At 68.8% G+C, this 15,379-nt stretch carries 13 protein-coding genes; all 13 read right to left on the bottom strand.

Going from position 1 to position 15,379, the window contains the following annotated elements:
- Positions 1 to 929 (bottom strand): ABC transporter ATP-binding protein (locus tag L0H79_RS14215; protein ID WP_301485284.1); only part of this gene is annotated, 929 nt, incomplete at its 3' end.
- Positions 926 to 1,939: an ABC transporter ATP-binding protein gene (locus L0H79_RS14210; RefSeq protein WP_301485283.1), complete on the bottom strand. Its 1,014-nt coding sequence runs from the start codon at positions 1,937 to 1,939 to the stop codon at positions 926 to 928. The genes L0H79_RS14210 and L0H79_RS14215, both read right to left, overlap by 4 nt.
- Before the next feature lie 8 nt (positions 1,940 to 1,947).
- Positions 1,948 to 2,880, bottom strand: coding sequence for an ABC transporter permease (locus tag L0H79_RS14205; RefSeq protein WP_301485282.1), 933 nt, complete (start codon positions 2,878 to 2,880; stop codon positions 1,948 to 1,950).
- Positions 2,877 to 3,881 carry an ABC transporter permease gene (locus L0H79_RS14200; RefSeq protein WP_301485281.1) on the bottom strand — a complete coding sequence of 335 codons (1,005 nt, stop codon included), beginning with the start codon at positions 3,879 to 3,881 and terminating at the stop codon, positions 2,877 to 2,879. Before L0H79_RS14200 ends, L0H79_RS14205 begins: the two co-directional genes overlap by 4 nt.
- Position 3,882: 1 nt before the next feature.
- On the bottom strand, positions 3,883 to 5,517 hold the full coding sequence (locus L0H79_RS14195) for an ABC transporter substrate-binding protein (RefSeq protein WP_301485280.1): 1,635 nt from the start codon (positions 5,515 to 5,517) through the stop codon (positions 3,883 to 3,885).
- Between the two features lie 223 nt (positions 5,518 to 5,740).
- Positions 5,741 to 6,196: a MaoC/PaaZ C-terminal domain-containing protein gene (locus tag L0H79_RS14190; RefSeq protein WP_301485279.1), complete on the bottom strand. Its 456-nt coding sequence runs from the start codon at positions 6,194 to 6,196 to the stop codon at positions 5,741 to 5,743.
- 33 nt (positions 6,197 to 6,229) lie between these two features.
- A complete protein-coding gene (locus L0H79_RS14185) occupies positions 6,230 to 7,102 on the bottom strand; it encodes a MaoC family dehydratase N-terminal domain-containing protein (protein ID WP_301485278.1) in 873 nt (290 codons plus the stop codon).
- Between the two features lies 1 nt (position 7,103).
- Positions 7,104 to 8,372, bottom strand: coding sequence for a CaiB/BaiF CoA-transferase family protein (locus tag L0H79_RS14180; protein ID WP_301485277.1), 1,269 nt, complete (start codon positions 8,370 to 8,372; stop codon positions 7,104 to 7,106).
- Positions 8,373 to 8,501: 129 nt separating this feature from the next.
- Positions 8,502 to 8,861 (bottom strand): carboxymuconolactone decarboxylase family protein, encoded by a 360-nt coding sequence (locus tag L0H79_RS14175; RefSeq protein WP_301485276.1) that lies wholly within the window; start codon positions 8,859 to 8,861, stop codon positions 8,502 to 8,504.
- A 42-nt stretch (positions 8,862 to 8,903) separates the two neighbouring features.
- Complete coding sequence (locus L0H79_RS14170; protein ID WP_301485275.1) at positions 8,904 to 10,670, bottom strand: hypothetical protein; 1,767 nt, start codon at positions 10,668 to 10,670, stop codon at positions 8,904 to 8,906.
- Positions 10,671 to 10,687: 17 nt separating this feature from the next.
- Positions 10,688 to 12,052 (bottom strand): aspartate aminotransferase family protein, encoded by a 1,365-nt coding sequence (locus L0H79_RS14165; protein ID WP_301485274.1) that lies wholly within the window; start codon positions 12,050 to 12,052, stop codon positions 10,688 to 10,690.
- A gap of 34 nt (positions 12,053 to 12,086) precedes the next feature.
- On the bottom strand, positions 12,087 to 13,361 hold the full coding sequence (locus L0H79_RS14160; RefSeq protein WP_301485273.1) for a CaiB/BaiF CoA-transferase family protein: 1,275 nt from the start codon (positions 13,359 to 13,361) through the stop codon (positions 12,087 to 12,089).
- The gene (locus L0H79_RS14155) at positions 13,358 to 14,845 is read right to left on the bottom strand and encodes a CoA-acylating methylmalonate-semialdehyde dehydrogenase (protein ID WP_301485272.1); all 1,488 of its coding nucleotides are present in this window, start codon (positions 14,843 to 14,845) and stop codon (positions 13,358 to 13,360) included. Before L0H79_RS14155 ends, L0H79_RS14160 begins: the two co-directional genes overlap by 4 nt.
- Between the last annotated feature and the right edge of the window lie 534 nt (positions 14,846 to 15,379).

Raw genomic sequence — 15,379 nt, 5'->3', positions numbered from 1 at the left:
AGGGTGGGTCGTTCGTCGTGGCAGCGGGTCGGCTGCCGGAAGGGGCAGCGGGTGTGGAAGCGGCAGCCGGGCGGCGGGGCGGACGGGGATGGCAGGTCACCGGTGAGCAGGATGCGTTCGCGGGTCCGTTCCGTTTTCGGGTTGGGCACCGGCACCGCGGACAGCAGCGAGATCGTGTAGGGGTGCAGCGGCTGCGCGTAGAGGTCGTCGGCGGGGCCTTCTTCGACGATTCCTCCTAGGTACATCACGCCGACCCGCTGGCTGATGTGGCGGACCACCGCGAGGTCGTGGGCGATGAAGATGAAGGTGAGGCGCAGCTGCTCCTTGAGGTCCTCGAGCAGGTTGATGACCTGGGCCTGGATGGAGACGTCGAGGGCGGACACGGGCTCGTCGGCGATCAGCAACTGGGGTTTGACTGAGATGGCCCGGGCGATACCGATCCGCTGGCGTTGCCCGCCGGAGAACTCGTGCGGGTAGCGGTTGGCTGCTGACGCGGGCAGACCCACCGAGTCCAGCAGCTCGCGTACGTGGGCGTCGCGTTCCTTCGAGGACATGTCGATGCCGTGCGCGGACAGCGGCTGGGTCAGGGTTGTGTAGACGCTCTGGCGCGGGTTGAGGCTGGCCATCGGGTCCTGGAACACCATCTGCATCCGCGATCGGAACCGTCGCATCGGTTCTTCCTTGAGGGCTCGGACGTCCGTGCCGTCGAACTCGATGCTGCCGTCGGTTGGTTCGACCAGGCGCAGCAGGGCCCGGCCCAGGGTCGACTTGCCGCAGCCGGACTCGCCGACCAGCCCGAACGTGGTCTCGGCGGCAATGTCGAGGTCGACCCCGTCGACGGCCTTGACCGCTCCGACCGTTCGGTGGCGCACGATTCCCTTGGTGATGGGGAAGTGGACCTGAAGGCCGCGTACACGCAGCAGGGTCACGGGCTCATCAGCTCCTTGTCGGCCGGGGCGGGGCCGGAATGTGGTTGTGCCGGGTTGACGCATCGATGCTGGTGCGTGTCATCGACGCTCACCATCGGTGGCGGCCCGGCGAGGCAGTCGGCCGTGACGGCGGGGCATCGGGGCGCGAACGCGCAGCCTTGCGCCCAGGGGATCCGGTCTTGTGCGCTGCCCGGGATCGGTGAGAGCCGGTCGGCCCGGGGCCGCTCGAGGGTGGGTGCGCTGGCGAGCAGGCCCTTGGTGTACCAGTGCCTGGGGTCCTCGAAGAGCGGGTAGCAGCGCGCTGCCTCGATGCGGCGGCCGGCGTACATGACGCTGACCTCGTCGCAGATGCCGGCGACGACGCCCATGTCGTGGGTGATCATCACCAGTGCGGTCGCGCTGTCGGCGACATGGGTGCGGAGCAGGTCGAGGATCTGGGCCTGGACCGTGACGTCGAGGGCGGTGGTGGGCTCGTCGGCGATCAGCATCTTCGGGCTGCAGGCCAGGGCGATGGCGATCAGCACACGCTGGCGCATCCCGCCGGAGAGCTGATGGGGGAACTCGCCCAGGCGTTGCCGTGCGGCGGGGATGCCCACCTGCTCGAGCAGTCGCTGCGCCTCCACGCGCGCCTCACCGGTGGACATGCCCCGGTGGCGTCGTAGTGTCTCGGTGAGCTGCACACCGACGCGCAGGACGGGGTTCAGCGAGGTCATCGGATCCTGGAAGATCATCGCGATGTCCCGGCCGCGGACCTCCCGCCGACGCGTGTCGGACATGGTCAGCAGGTCCTCGCCGTCGAAGGTGATGGTGCCGCTGACCTCGACCCCGCGCGTCGGCAGGAGCCCGAGGATGGCCAGGGATGTGACCGACTTGCCGCAGCCGGACTCACCGACCAGCCCGACCGTCTGGCCGCGGTCGACGTCCAGGTTGAGCCCGTCGACCGCGTGGACGGGGGCCTTGTCGCGTCGGGTGAACACGACCTTGAGGTCTCGGATCTCCAAGAGGGCCATGCCATTCCTTACCGGTGGTACTTCGGGTCGAGGGCTTCACGCATCTGCTCGCCGAGCAGTGTGAAACCGAGCGCCGCCAACACGATCGCGATCCCGGGTGCGATGGCCAGCAGCGGGGCCGTCGCGAGGGCGTCTTGCGCATCGGTCAGCATCCGGCCCCACTCCGGGGTGGACGGGTCGGGGCTGGACAGGCCGAGGAAGGCCAGGCCCGCGGCGTCGATGATCGCAATGGACAGGTACAGGGTGCCCTGCACGAGCACCGGCGTCATCGAGTTGGGAAGGACGTGACCGAACACAATGGTCCGGCGTCTGAGCCCGCTCGCCTTGGCAGCGAGCACGTAGTCGGAGGCTCGCTGCCCAAGCATCTGGCCGCGCAGCAGCCGCGCGAAGATCGGCACGCTCGTGACCGCGATGGCGATCATGACGGAGGTCAGCGACGGCCCGAGGACCGCGGCGATCGCGATGGCCAGCAGCAGGCTGGGGACCGACAGCAGGATGTCGACGAACCGCATGACCGTGGTGTCGACCCAGCCGGAGAAGGCCCCGGCGAGCAGGCCGAGGCCGACTCCCACGAGCCCGCCGAGCACCACCGAGACGACGCCGATCAGCAGCGACTGCCGGGTGCCGTAGATGAGACGGGAGAACACGTCCCGGCCTTGTGGGTCGATGCCGAGCCAGTGCTCGGCCGAGGGCGGTGGGTACTCGCCAGGCCGGACCTCGGAGAGCCAGGTGTTGTCGCCCGGGGCGTACGGCGCGATCCACGGCGCGAAGATGGCGACCAGGACGAAGCAGGTGATCAGGATCGTGCCGACGATCGCGGCCGGGCTGTGCGCGAGCCGGCGCAGCGCCTGGCGCCATAGGCCGCCCCCGATCTGCTCGACCTCACCGTGCGTGAGCTCCAGGCCTTGGGCCGTAGCGATGTCGGTAAAGGCCGTTGTCATGAGGCCCTCACTCTCGGGTCGATGTAGGCGTAGGCGATGTCGACGACCAGGTTGACGATGATGTACATGACGGCGATGACCACCACGAAGCCCTGGATCGTCGGGTAGTCGCGTGCGAAGAGCGCGCCGGCCACGAAGCTGCCCACGCCCGGGAAGCTGAACACCGTCTCGGTCAGCACGGTGCCGGACATGAGCAGGCCGAGCTGCAGGCCCACGATGGTGACCAGCGGGATCAGGGCGTTGCGCATGACGTGCCGTGACGAGATCCGGAACTTGGTGAGCCCCTTGGCCTCGGCTGTTCGCACGTAGTCCTCGTTCATGACGTCCAGGACCGTCGCTCGGGTCATCCGTACGATGATGGCAAGCGGGATGGTGCCCAGCGCGATGGCCGGCAAGATCAGGTGCTGGATCGCGTCCCAGCTGGCCCCCAGGTTGCCGGTCAGCAACCCGTCCAGGACGTAGAAGCCGGTCGGGTGGTCCGACTCGACGCGGGCGTTGGAGCGGCCGGTTGTCGGCAGCCAGCCCAGCTGGACGGCGAAGACGAACTTGAGCAGGTAGGCCATGAAGAAGACCGGGATGGTGATCCCGATCAGGGACGAGGCGACGAACAGGTGGTCCAGCGCGCTGCCGTAGCGGCGGGCCGCGTAGTAGCCCAGCGGCACTCCGATGACCAGGGCGAAGATCATCGCGCTCACGGCGAGCTCGATCGAGGCCGGGAACCGGTCGATCATCTCGGCCCGGACCGGCTGGCGTGACATCAGCGAGGTGCCGAAGTCGAACTGGACGACCTGCTTGAGGTAGGCCAGGTACTGGATCCAGATCGGCCGGTTGAGCCCGAGGCTCTCCCGGACGGCCTCGACCTCGGCGGCCGACGCATCGGCGCGGACGAGAGCCTCGGCGGGGCCTCCCGGGAGGGCCCGCACCCACGCGAACATCAGCACGGACAGCCCGATGAGGATCGGGATCGCCTGCAGCAGGCGGCGCGCGATGACCCGGCCCATGTCAGCCGCCCAGGCTCACCGTTGCCATCGACTCGGCGAACAGCGGTGAGGGCACGAAGCCGGTCACGCCCTTCTTGAACGCCAGGTGGGTCGGGGCGTGCACGTAGGGAATACCTGGCAGGTCCTCCATGAGCTCCTGGTTGAGCGACTTGTACAGCGCCTCGCGCTTGTCCTCGGGTGCCTCCTCGGCCTGCTTGATGTGCGTAAGGAGGCCCTTCGGCAGGGGGCCCCAGCGCTTCGGCTGGTTGTCGAAGAGGGTGAAGAAGTTCGCGGGGTCGGCCATGTCGGGCAGCAGGCCGACGATGTACATCGGCGCCTTGCCGTTGCGGATGCCCGCGAGGAAGTCCGGGCTCCATGGACGGCCTGTGAGCGTGACGTCGAAGCCGACCTTCTCCAGGTAGGACTTGAAGGTCTCGGCGATCGACTTGGGGTCGGGCATGTAGGGCCGCGAGACCTCGGTCGCGAACCAGATGTCGAGCTTCTTGTTGCTCACGCCGGCCAGCAGTTCCTTCGCCTTGGCCGGGTCGTAGTCGTAGGTGATGACGTCCGGGTTGAACCCCATGAACGTGGGCGGCAGGAACGACTTGGGCTTCACAGCTCCGGCCAGGAAGTTGGCCTTGAGCAGCGCGTCGAGGTCGACCGCGTGGGCGATCGCCTGACGGACCCGCAGGTCGCCCAGGGGCTCGAACGACTGGTTCATCGCCAGGTAGCCGACGTTGCTCGGCGGGCGCTCCTCGACCTCGTAGCCGGCCCCCTTGAGCGCGGCCACGTCCTGCGGGGCCACGTTGTCGTACCCGTCGATCTCGCCCCGTTCGAGGGCCTGGCGGCGGGCCTGGCCGTCTGCGATGGGGACGTAGATCAGGGTGTTGATCTTGGCCTTGTCGCCCCAGTACCCGTCGAAGCGCTCGAGGGTGATCTTCTTGCCTGGGTCCCAGCTCTTGAACTGGAAGGGGCCACTGCCAACGGGGTGCTCGGTGCCGAAGGTCCCGACGAACTTCATCGAGTCCCCCGAGAGCTCCACCTGGTAGCCGTACTTCTTCAGAGCCGTCGGGCTGGCGATACCGAATCCGATGCTGGCCAGCGAGGCCAGCAGCGGGGTGTACCGCTCCTTGAGATGCAGCACGGGCGTGGCGGGGTCCTTGACCTCGCACGACTTGTACCGGCTGTCCTTGTCGCCGGCGAAGCCGCGGAAGGAGATCCGCCAGTACTCCGCCAGGTCCTGGGCCGGGCCTTTGAGGTTGTACAGGCGGTCGAAGTTGTAGCAGACCGCCTCCGCATCCAGGCTCGTCCCGTCGTGGAACTTGACCCCGTCACGCAGGTGGAAGGTGTAGTCCAGCCCCGTGGGGCTGACCTCCCACGAGGTCGCCAGCTCTCCGGTGAGCTCCGTGGTCCCCGGCTTGACGTTCACGAGCCGGTCGAACATCTGGTAGATCACACGCTGGGACTCGTTGTCGTAGACGTACGCCCCGTCAAGCACGGTAGGCAGCCGCGAGGACCCGAAGACGAAGGTCCCCCCCGAGTCACCACCTCCGGTCTTGGAGGCGCCGGAGCCGGAGCAGCTGGCCAGCATCGCGGCCGCGACCGCGGCCGCCCCGGCGGTGAGGATCATCCTGCGCCTCGTCGAGCAGGTGTTCATCGGGTGGTCCTTTCGGGTGGGGAAGTTCCCGGTGTCAGTGGAGGGGATGGTGGGTGCATGTCGTCAGGGATGGATGGGCCGGCGCCTGACCCCCTTGGCTGGGGACGCCGCTCCTGTCGGCTCGCCGACCACCTCATATTCAAGTTTTTACTTACCCAGGTGAGAGAGTAGGCGGTACGTGTGCGCGGGGTCAACAGTTCGGGGACCGGAATCTCTGCGGACGTCAGTCGGCGGTAAGCCGCAGCAGCAGCAGCTCGGCGATCATGCAGGGCTTGTCCTTGCCTTCGACTTCCATGACGTTCTCGGTGGTGACGAGCACCCCGTCACCGCGGCGCCGGATGTCCTTGATCGTGGATCGGACCCGGATCCGTTCCCCCAGGATGAGCGGTGCGGTGAACCGCACCCGGTTCAGCCCGTAGTTGAAGCCGTACTCCTGGTCCGACTCGCGCCGCCCGTACTTGAAGTTGAAGTACAGGAGCATGCTGACCATCCAGAACCCGTCGACGAGGTTCGGGCCGTAGGGGTTGTTCTTGCTGATCGTCAGGTCGACGTGCTCCGGGTCGAGGTAGGTGGAGTAGCTGAACTGGCGCAGGTGCTCCTCATCGAGCTCGAACCAGTCGCTGAGGTAGTACTCCTGCCCCACGTTCACTCCGGCGAACTTGGTGGTCAGTTCGGTCATTGGCTGTCCCTTCCTGGGTCGGTGGCGGGTCGGTCAGTCGGCCAGTTCGAGGAAGCCGGCAGCGATGGCGCGGCCGCCGTCGGTGGTCAGGGCCTCGAACCGGTGGCGAGAGGGGTCGGTGGCGTGCTGCCAGACTTTGAGCCGGAGCGCGGACGGGCACAGCACCATGGCACCCAGGCGCCCGCCGAAGCGGCGCACCCGGGTCGGGTCGCCGCCTGCCTCGTGGTTGGTCAGGCTGCTCAGGGCGATGGCGAAGGTCCCGGTGCCGTGCAGGATCAGGCCCGGCAGGCCTGCCTCGTCCGCGGCGGCGATGTCGGTGTGGATCGGGCTGTAGTCCCGGGCGCACTCGGAGAAGATGTGCGCGGCCAGTGAGTCGATCTCGATGTGTTCGCTCCGGTGCGGCTCGGGCTGCCACCCGTCCGGGTCAGTCGTGGCCGGTGGCGGCGCCACGACGCCCGTGGCTGGCCCGTCGAGCGCGACGCCGCGGAAGATGGTGCGGGTCACCGAGGAGGCGATGGCCTGACCGTCGGGTCCGGTGGTGTCGATCCGCATGGTCAGGCGGGCGCCGGCGCGGTGCTGGTCGACGGCCTCGACACGGGCCACGCAGCCGATCTCGTCACCGGAGACGAGTGGGCGGTACAGCTGCGTGTCGTTGGAGGTGTGGACTCCCCGCTGGCGCTCGTCGGGGGTGAGGCCCTCGATGACCTCGTGCAGAGCCGAGATCGCCTCCCACTCCTGGTGCGAGATGTAGTTGGGGTGGGCCGGCAGACGACGGGCGTCGCGGTTGTCGTAGTAGGTCGGGTTGCGGTCGAGGACCGAGGCGGCGTAGTTCATCACCCAACGGTCCTCGAGGACCTCTCGGCAAGGGTGTCCGGTCACGCCGATCATGGCGGGCAGCAGCGGCATGTCAGTGGGCTCCTTCGCTCGGGGTGGTGGCGGTCAGGACGCGGCCGAGCAGGTGGTCGATGGCAGCCTGGTCCCACCCGGCGACCTCGCGCAGGACGGCCTCGGTGTCGGCGCCCAGGTCGGCGCCGGCAGCGTGGATGGGCAGGTCCTGCCAGCGATCGATCTTGATCGGCGTGCCCACCGTGGAGACCTGGGCGCCGCCGCTCGAGCGGACGGTGACCTCCATCCCACGGGCGTGGGACTGGTCGGACTCGAGGGCCTCCCCGGGGTGGCGGATCGCTGCGGAAGGCACGTGGTGCTCGGTCAGCGTCGCGACGGCCAAGTCGCGGTCCTGGGTTGCCAGCCAGGCATCGAGCGGTCCCTTGATGTGGGAGTCGAACCGTTCGACCCGCTCCGGGCCGGTCGCCATCCCGTCGAGCGCGTAGAGGTCCGGGCGACCGATGGCGGCGCAGAACCCGCGCCACTGGGGGTCGGTCGTGACATCGATGCAGATGTGCCCGTCGCGGACCGGGAAGACCCCGTACGGGGAGTAGAACGGGTGCGCTGCCGGGTCCCAGTCCCGGCCGTAGAGCTTCGCGTAGCTGCTGCGGATCTCGTTGAGCGAGAGCATCGAGTCGAACATCGCGATGTCGACTCGTCCCCCCTGGCCGGTGACCGCCTTGCGGTAGAGCGCCATGAGCAGGCCGCCCAGGGCGTGCAGGGCAGGGAAGAGGTCACCGACGGGCGGGCCGATCGGGGCCGGGGCCACGTTCGGGTCGCGCTGGTAGTAGACGCCCGCCTCGTACTCGGCCACGACGTTATAGGCCGGCCGGTCACGCATCGGCGTCTTCGTGTGCCCGAACCCGCTGATGGTGCAGTAGACCAGGCCCGTGTTGAGCGCCGAAAGACGCTCCTGGTCGAACCCGAACCGCGCGAGGACCCCGGGCCGGTAGTTCTCCAGCAGAACATCCGCACGGGAGATCAGGTCGGCCAGAGCCCGTTGGCCGGGCTCCGACTTCAGGTCGAGGGTGACGCTGCGCTTGTTGCGGTTCATCCGCAGGAAGTAGGCGCTCACCTTCGACCCGTCGATGTCCGCCACGTACGGCTCCAGCGAGCGGGTGTCCTCGCCGCGCGGGGGCTCGACCTTGATGACCGTCGCACCGGCGTCGGCCATGAGCATGCTGCAGTACGGCCCGGCGATGTACCGCGACAGGTCCACCACCACCACCCCGGTCAGCGGCAGGTGACTGGGCGCGGCGGCCCGCCGCTCCGACTCGATGCCAGCGTCCAACCTCAACACTCCCTGTCGTCCCGAACCGCCGGGTCTCCGGCAGTGAAATTGTATGTAAGTGATTACTTATGTAAGGTAGCATGGCGACGCAGGCTGGTCAACGCCTTCGCGGGGTCTTCCGATGCGAGGTCAGCCCGTCTGCCCGGCCGGTTCGGGACCTGCTGCCGCCCCGTACAGCTTGAGCGCGAGGGTGCCGTGTGATCCGCCAGCACCTGCTCGCAGCGCTGCCGCGAGCAGGGCCGCCTCGACGAGCTCCTCCCGGCTGACTCCGGCGGCCTTGGCGGCGCCGACGTGGTCGTCCATGCAGTAGACGCACTGGGTCACGTGGGCGCACGCTATGGCGATCAGCTCTCGATACTTGCGGGGGATCGCGCCGTCCTCGATGCCGACGATCCCGTCGAGCTGCATCCACGCGGCGTACTCGCGTGGGGCCGCCTTGCGCATCTCGCGCAGGCGCTTCATGTCATCCGGGTCGTGGTAGTGGGGCATCTGCGGGGTCTCCTTCTGGTGTGGGCGGGTTGGTCGTGTGGGTCAGCAGGTGCAGCCGGGGCCGCCGCAGCACCCGGTGGGCTCCCCAGGCTGCGCTGGCTCGGCGGCGCAGCAGGGCTGAGACGCCTCGGCCCTGTCGAGCCGGCACAGGCAGGAGGCGGTGATCGGGGCGTCCGCGTGTGCCCCGGCGATCTTCAGCTGCTGCCGCACGACCCCGGCCAGTTCGTGCTTGCCGAGCCGGACGAGGCACTCGTGGTAGCCGTGCAGAGCCCACACGTTCCCCGGGTGCTGGCAGGCACGCGGCAGGGTCGGCTCGAGGCCGAGGTCGGCCCGGTAGACCGCCTCCGCCTCGGTGACGTGCCCCTGCTCGAGCAGCAGCGCGCCGAGCGCATGCCGGGTGGGCTGCATCCACCCCCACGGCTCGTCGTAGGGCAGGTTGTCATCCAGCTCGACGGAGCGGCGCAGGTGCGCGTAGGCCACCTCGTGGTTGCCCTTGCGGTACTCAACCTCACCCTCGAGCATCGCCGCTGCCACCTGGAGGATGTCGCAGCACGTGTTGTTGAACAGGGTCCGCGACTCCGGGACCCGCTCGACAGCCTCGTGGAAGAGCAGCCGTTCGGCCTCCGCCTCGGCGACCCGCCCGGTCGCCGAGTAGGCGACTCCCTTGCCGTAGTGCAGCATCGCCGCGGTCGTGCAGTACAGCACCGGGTCCTCCGGCAGGGGTAGCGCCACCAGCTCGTCCCAGCGGCCGAACCGGACCAGGGCGTGCACCCGCATCGGCACGAACCCCTCGAGCCAGTCGGCCATCGGTGGCAGCTCGACCCGCAGCAGCTCCTGCGGGATCGCCGCCTCGAGCAGGTCGGCGGTCTGCAGGGCCACCTGTTCCTGTCCAAGGAACATGGCGCCGTAGATCTTGAAGTGCAGGTTGTGGGCCCGGTAGAGCGTGTAGAAGTTCAGCGGGCCTCGGTGCCGCACGAACTTCGCGTCCGCCTCGATCGCGGCGCTGTTCGAGGCCAAGACGCGCCGGTAGTCCCCGCAGAGCGCGTCGATGTGGGTGGGCATGTGCTGGAAGTGCCCGCCGTCGGGCACCAGGTCGCGCAGCCCGTCGGCAACGGTGAGCGCGGCCTCGGGTGTCCCGGACATCTCCATCAGGTGGATGTACATGTGCAGCAGCCCCGGGTGTGCCTGCCCGCCCGGGGCGGCGAGAGCTGCCTCGAGCACTGCCTTGGCCTCCAGGGTCCGGGCTCCCGCCGCGGGTTCGCCCGTGGACTGGTCCCACAGCGCCCACGCGGACAGGTTCATCAGGGCCTCGGCGTAGAGGCAGGCCACGTCCAGGTCGTCGGCGTGTGCGGCATAGACCCGACCAATCGCCTCTGCGTACTCGACCTCCCACGCGGCACACTCCTGCACCGGTCGCCCCGCCGGGTAGCGCACCGCCAGCGCCTCGATGAGGGCACGCTCGACCGGTGAGGCGTTCGCCGCACAACGCTGCGCCTCCTCCGTCGCGGCCCGTGCCCGCTGCAGGACCGCCATCGCCTCCTCGGGGGCGAAGAACTCCCACGGCTTGTTGTAGTTCGGGCCTAGGGCGTAGCCGATCCCCCAGTGGGCCATGGCGCAGCCGGGGTCGATCTGCGCGGCGCGCTCGAAGCATGCGACGGCCTCCTCGTGGTTGAACCCGAAGGTCCACACCAGGCCGCGGTTGACCCAGACCGCGGCAGCAGGGTCGTCGGCGTTGACCTCGCGCGTGTAGCTGCCCAGGTCGTAGCCGTAGTCGAGCCGGTCGTCGGTCGAGGTGTCGGTCAGGGTCATGGCTGCCTCCTTGGTGTTTAGCGGGCGAACCGGTCGGCGGTCTCTAGGGCCACGTCGAGCCGGCGCAGAGCCTCGGCGATGTCGGCCTCGTCGGTCGTGCACGGCGGGGCGAAATGGATCCGGTTGCTGTTCGTGTAGACCCACAGCCCGTTCTGCCGGCAGGCCGCCAAGACGGCGTTCATGTCGGCGAACAGGGCTGGCGATCCTTGGTACGGCGCCAGCGGCTCACGCGTGACGCGGTCGCGGACCAGCTCGATTGCCCAGAAGGCGCCCAGGCCGCGAACCTCGCCGATCGAGGGATGCCGCTGCGCCAGCTGGCGCAGACCGGGCCCGATGTGCTCGTCACCGAGCCGACGCGAGTGCACGAGGACCTCGTCACGCTCGAAGATCCGGATCGAGGCGACCGTGGCAGCACACGCGAGCGGGTGGCCGGAGTAGGTCAGGCCACCGGGGAAGACGCGCTCCTCGAAGGTGTCCGCGATCGCCTCGGAGATGATGACCCCGCCGAGCGGTACGTATCCCGAGTTGACCCCCTTGGCGAAGGTGACCAGGTCCGGGACGACGCCCCACTGGTCGACGGCGAACCACTCGCCGCACCGGGCGAACCCGGTCATGACCTCGTCGGCGATCATGACGATCCCATGCTCGTCACACAGCTCCCGGACGCCGGCCAGGTACCCATCCGGGGGGACCAGCACCCCGGACGAGCCGGGCACCGGCTCGATGATGATGGCCGCGACCTGGTCCGGGCCTTCGACCATCAGCGTGTCACGCAGGTGCGCCAGGGCTCGGTCGCACTCCTGCTCCTCGGAGGTGGCGTGGAATGCGGAGCGGTACAGGTAGGGGCCCCAGAATCGGGCCACGCCGACACTGCCCGGCTCGGAGGCCCACCGGCGCGGGTCCCCGGTCAACGCGATCGCCCCCGCCGTGGCGCCGTGGTAGCTGCGGTAGGCCGCGAACACCTTGTGGCGGCCCGTGTGCACCCGGGCCATCCGGATCGCGTTCTCGACCGCCTCGGCCCCGCCGTTGGTGAAGAAGACCTTCTCCAGCCCCTCCGGGGCATGCTCCGCTATCAGGCGGGCGGCCTCGTTGCGGGTCGTGTTGGCGAACGGCGGACCGATGGTCGCGAGCCGGTCGAGCTGGACCTTGATCGCCTCGCGCAGCTCGGGGTGCTGGTGCCCGATGTTGACGTTCACCAGCTGCGAGGCGAGGTCGAGGTAGCGGTTCCCCTCGTGGTCCCAGAACCAGGACCCCTCAGCGCCGGCCACCGGTAGCGGTGAGATCCGGGCCTGCGCGGACCACGAGTGGAAGACATGAGCCCGGTCGGCCTTGCGAACCTGCTCGTTGTCGCCCGGCTGCTCGATATCACTGATGGATGGCATGTATCTCAAGTTCCTGGCTGGCTCGTGGGGTGTCTCAAACGGCGCCATGAGTGGGTGACTGCGGGGGTGTCAGGTTCCGGAGCGGGATGAGAGCGACGGCGCCCACCTGCCTGGGAGCACCGGCCGCTTCCTTGGTCAGAGCGGCGACCTCTTCGCGGGTGAGCCCGGCAACCTCAGTGAGGACCGAAAGGGTGTGCTCGCCGGCCTCCGGCGCGCTGAGTCGCTGCGGGCGTGAGGCTCCCTGCACGCGAATCGGGTTGGCAGGCATGAGCAGCTCATGCCCGGCATGGCCGACGGCCACGACCATCTGCCGGTCCCGGGCCTGCCTCGAACAGAGCGCCTCGCCCGGGGTCCGTACGACGGCGGCCGGCACCCCGACGGCGGTGAGCCGCTGCATCGCCGTCTCGGCGTCGTGGCCGGCGAGCCAGCCGAGCAGGGGCCCGGCGATGACCTCGTCGAACCTGCCTGCCCGGCCCGGACCGTCCGCCAGGTCGGGTCGGGCGGCGAGCTCGGGGGCGCCGATCAGGTCACAGAGGGCGCACCACTGTTCTTGCGTGACGACATCGAGACACACGTAGCCGTCGCCGCTCGGGTAGATGTCACTCGGGCAGAAGTGGCCGGCGAAGTAGTCCTCGACACGTCCGTCGAGGAACTGGCTGCTGGTGCACGCCAACTCGTTGAAGGACAGCATCGAGTCGAACATCGCGATGTCGACGCGGGCGCCGCGACCGGTCCGCTCACGCTGGTAGAGCGCCATCGCGATGCCACTCGTGGCGTGCGCGCCCGGGAACAGGTCGCCCACATAGGGACCCAGTGGCTCAGGGGCGCTGTCGGGGTCCCGCTGCCAGTAGACGCCCGCCTCCAGCTCGGCGATGAGGTTGAATGCCGGCCGGTCACGCCAGCCCGATGGGGAGTGCCCGAAACCGGTGATCGTGCAGTAGACCAACCCCGGGTTGAGCCGCTCGAGTCCCACCTCGTCCAGGCCGAGCCGGGCCAGGACGCCTGGCCGGAAGTTCTCGACAAGGACATCCGCCTTTGCCAGCAGCCTGGCGAGCGCTGCGACACCGTCCTCGGTCTTGAGGTCCAGCACGATGCTCTGTTTGCCACGGTTGACCCGCACGAAGGACGCTGACGGCCCGCCGTCCCGGTCGCCCAGGCGCGGCTTGCCGTGCCGCGTGTGCTCTCCGCCCGGCGGCTCGACCTTGATCACGGTGGCACCCGCGTCGGCCAGCAGCATCGTGCAGTAGGGACCGGAGATGTACCGCGTGAGGTCGACGACGATGACCCCGGCGAGTGGCCCAGCCGTCACTCTGAGGTCCTCGGGGTGAAGGGGTCGGTGAGCTCGGGCGAGTCCGACCAGCGCGTCGTCACGACCTTGCCACGCGTGAAGAAGTTGATCCCCTCGGGACCGTACATGTGGGCGTCACCGAACAGTGACCCCTTCCAGCCACCGAAAGAGTGATATGCGACCGGCACCGGGATCGGCACATTGATGCCGACCATGCCGATCTTGACCTCGAACTGGAAGCGACGCGAGACACCGCCATCGCGGGTGAAGATCGCCGTGCCGTTGCCGAACTCGTGATCGTTGATGAGCCCGACCGCCTGCTCGAGGCTGTCGACGCGGACCACGCCGAGGACCGGGCCGAAGATCTCGTCCGTGTAGATGCTCATCTCCGGCGTGACGGCATCGATCAGGGTCGGGCCCACGAAGTACCCGCCGATATCGTCGGGTCGGCGGCCATCGACGAGCACCATGGCGCCGTCCTGCTCACCGGCGGTGATGTAGTCACGGACACGGTCCCGGTGCGCCGCAGAGATCAGTGGACCCACATCGGTGGTCTCGTCGGCACCGTCACCCACGACCAGCCCAGGGAGGCGAGCGCGGATCGACTCGATCAATGGGTCGGCCGCGGCACCGACCGCCAGGACGACGGAGACAGCCATGCACCTCTCCCCCGCCGCGCCATAGGCTGCCACGACCGCGCTGTCGGCCGCCAGCTCGATGTCGGCGTCAGGCATGACCACCATGTGGTTCTTCGCCCCACCCAGGGCCTGGACGCGCTTGCCCGCCGCCGCTCCCTTCGCATAGATCGCTCTCGCGATCGGGGTGGACCCGACAAAGCTGAGGGCCGCTACATCGTGGTGCTCGATCAGGGCGTCGACGGCCTCCTTGTCGCCCTGCATGACCGTGAAGACACCGTCGGGCAGGCCTGCCTGGCGCCACAGGTCCGCGAGGAAGAGGGCAGCCGACGGGTCCTTCTCGCTCGGCTTGAGGACGAACGCGTTGCCGCACGCGATGGCGTTGGCGCACATCCACAACGGGACCATGACAGGGAAGTTGAACGGCGTGATGCCCGCGACGACCCCGAGCGGCTGGCGGACGCTGTGGACGTCGATGCCCGCCGAGACCTGCTCGGAGAACTCGCCCTTGAGCAGCTGCGTGATGCCGGTGGCGAACTCCACGGACTCCATCCCGCGGGCGATCTCACCGCGCGCGTCAGAGATGACCTTGCCCTGCTCGGCAGTGACGAGCGCGGCAAGCTCGCCGGTGTTCGCCGCCAACAGCTCACGGAACCGGAAGAGCACCTGCGCTCTTCGCGCCAGCGGCGTCTCACGCCAGCCCTGCGCCGCAGCGGCCGCGGCCTTGACCGCGCCGTCCACCTCCGCGGCGGTCGCGAACACCACCTCGCCGGTCTGCTCGCCGGTGGCCGGGTTGAAAACGGGAGCGCGCCGGCTGCCCCGGGCGGAGCTCGGGGCCCCACCGATCCAGTGCTCAATCAGCTTGGTCATGTCGAGGATGTTACGGTCATTTCAAACATAAGTAAATAGTTGGGTACGGGTGATGAGACCTGCGGCGGCTCCACGCAGGAGGTCGAGCCCGCTCCCCGGGTCCGGTACCCGTTCGAACCGCCGCCGTCGGCGCAGATCAGGCCGTCGGCGGTGGGTGCAGGTCGGGGTCGAAGCGCAGTCGTGCTTCGTCGGGGGTGCAGCGGAGGGAGGCCGCGTGCGCTCGGTACCTGAAACCCGCCCACCCCAACTGGGCCACCGGGGCGCCGACTTCCTGACAGCCCGAGGAGACGTCGGAGTGCAGCTCGAGCGATAGTCCGACGGCCCGAGCCCGTCGCCGCGCAGATCGATGACCGCTTCCAAAACGCGGCGAGTCCGTACATGGTCCCGGCCAGAATCGGCAACACCAACTACTTCGCCCCTGGGGCCCACTTCGGGAGCAACGGGTCTGACCGCGTTCATCGACCACAGACACCACTTTCAGGAGAGGCGACTATGACGAGGGAGCATGGGTACCGTAAACGGGTCACCTCGCAG

Origin of the sequence: Intrasporangium sp., assembly GCF_030452765.1 — a bacterium.
In the GTDB taxonomy this organism is placed as follows: domain Bacteria; phylum Actinomycetota; class Actinomycetes; order Actinomycetales; family Dermatophilaceae; genus Intrasporangium_A.
This window is presented reverse-complemented; position numbering and strand designations above follow the sequence as displayed.

Excerpts from the sequence above, each read along its gene's own strand:
- L0H79_RS14210 (WP_301485283.1), bottom strand. The coding sequence starts at position 1,939 with ATGGCCCTCTTGGAGATCCGAGACCTCAAGGTCGTGTTCACCCGACGC.
- L0H79_RS14205 (WP_301485282.1), bottom strand. The coding sequence starts at position 2,880 with ATGACAACGGCCTTTACCGACATCGCTACGGCCCAAGGCCTGGAGCTC.
- L0H79_RS14200 (WP_301485281.1), bottom strand. The coding sequence starts at position 3,881 with ATGGGCCGGGTCATCGCGCGCCGCCTGCTGCAGGCGATCCCGATCCTC.
- L0H79_RS14195 (WP_301485280.1), bottom strand. The coding sequence starts at position 5,517 with ATGAACACCTGCTCGACGAGGCGCAGGATGATCCTCACCGCCGGGGCG.
- L0H79_RS14190 (WP_301485279.1), bottom strand. The coding sequence starts at position 6,196 with ATGACCGAACTGACCACCAAGTTCGCCGGAGTGAACGTGGGGCAGGAG.
- L0H79_RS14185 (WP_301485278.1), bottom strand. The coding sequence starts at position 7,102 with ATGCCGCTGCTGCCCGCCATGATCGGCGTGACCGGACACCCTTGCCGA.
- L0H79_RS14175 (WP_301485276.1), bottom strand. The coding sequence starts at position 8,861 with ATGCCCCACTACCACGACCCGGATGACATGAAGCGCCTGCGCGAGATG.
- L0H79_RS14170 (WP_301485275.1), bottom strand. The coding sequence starts at position 10,670 with ATGACCCTGACCGACACCTCGACCGACGACCGGCTCGACTACGGCTAC.
- L0H79_RS14165 (WP_301485274.1), bottom strand. The coding sequence starts at position 12,052 with ATGCCATCCATCAGTGATATCGAGCAGCCGGGCGACAACGAGCAGGTT.
- L0H79_RS14155 (WP_301485272.1), bottom strand. The coding sequence starts at position 14,845 with ATGACCAAGCTGATTGAGCACTGGATCGGTGGGGCCCCGAGCTCCGCC.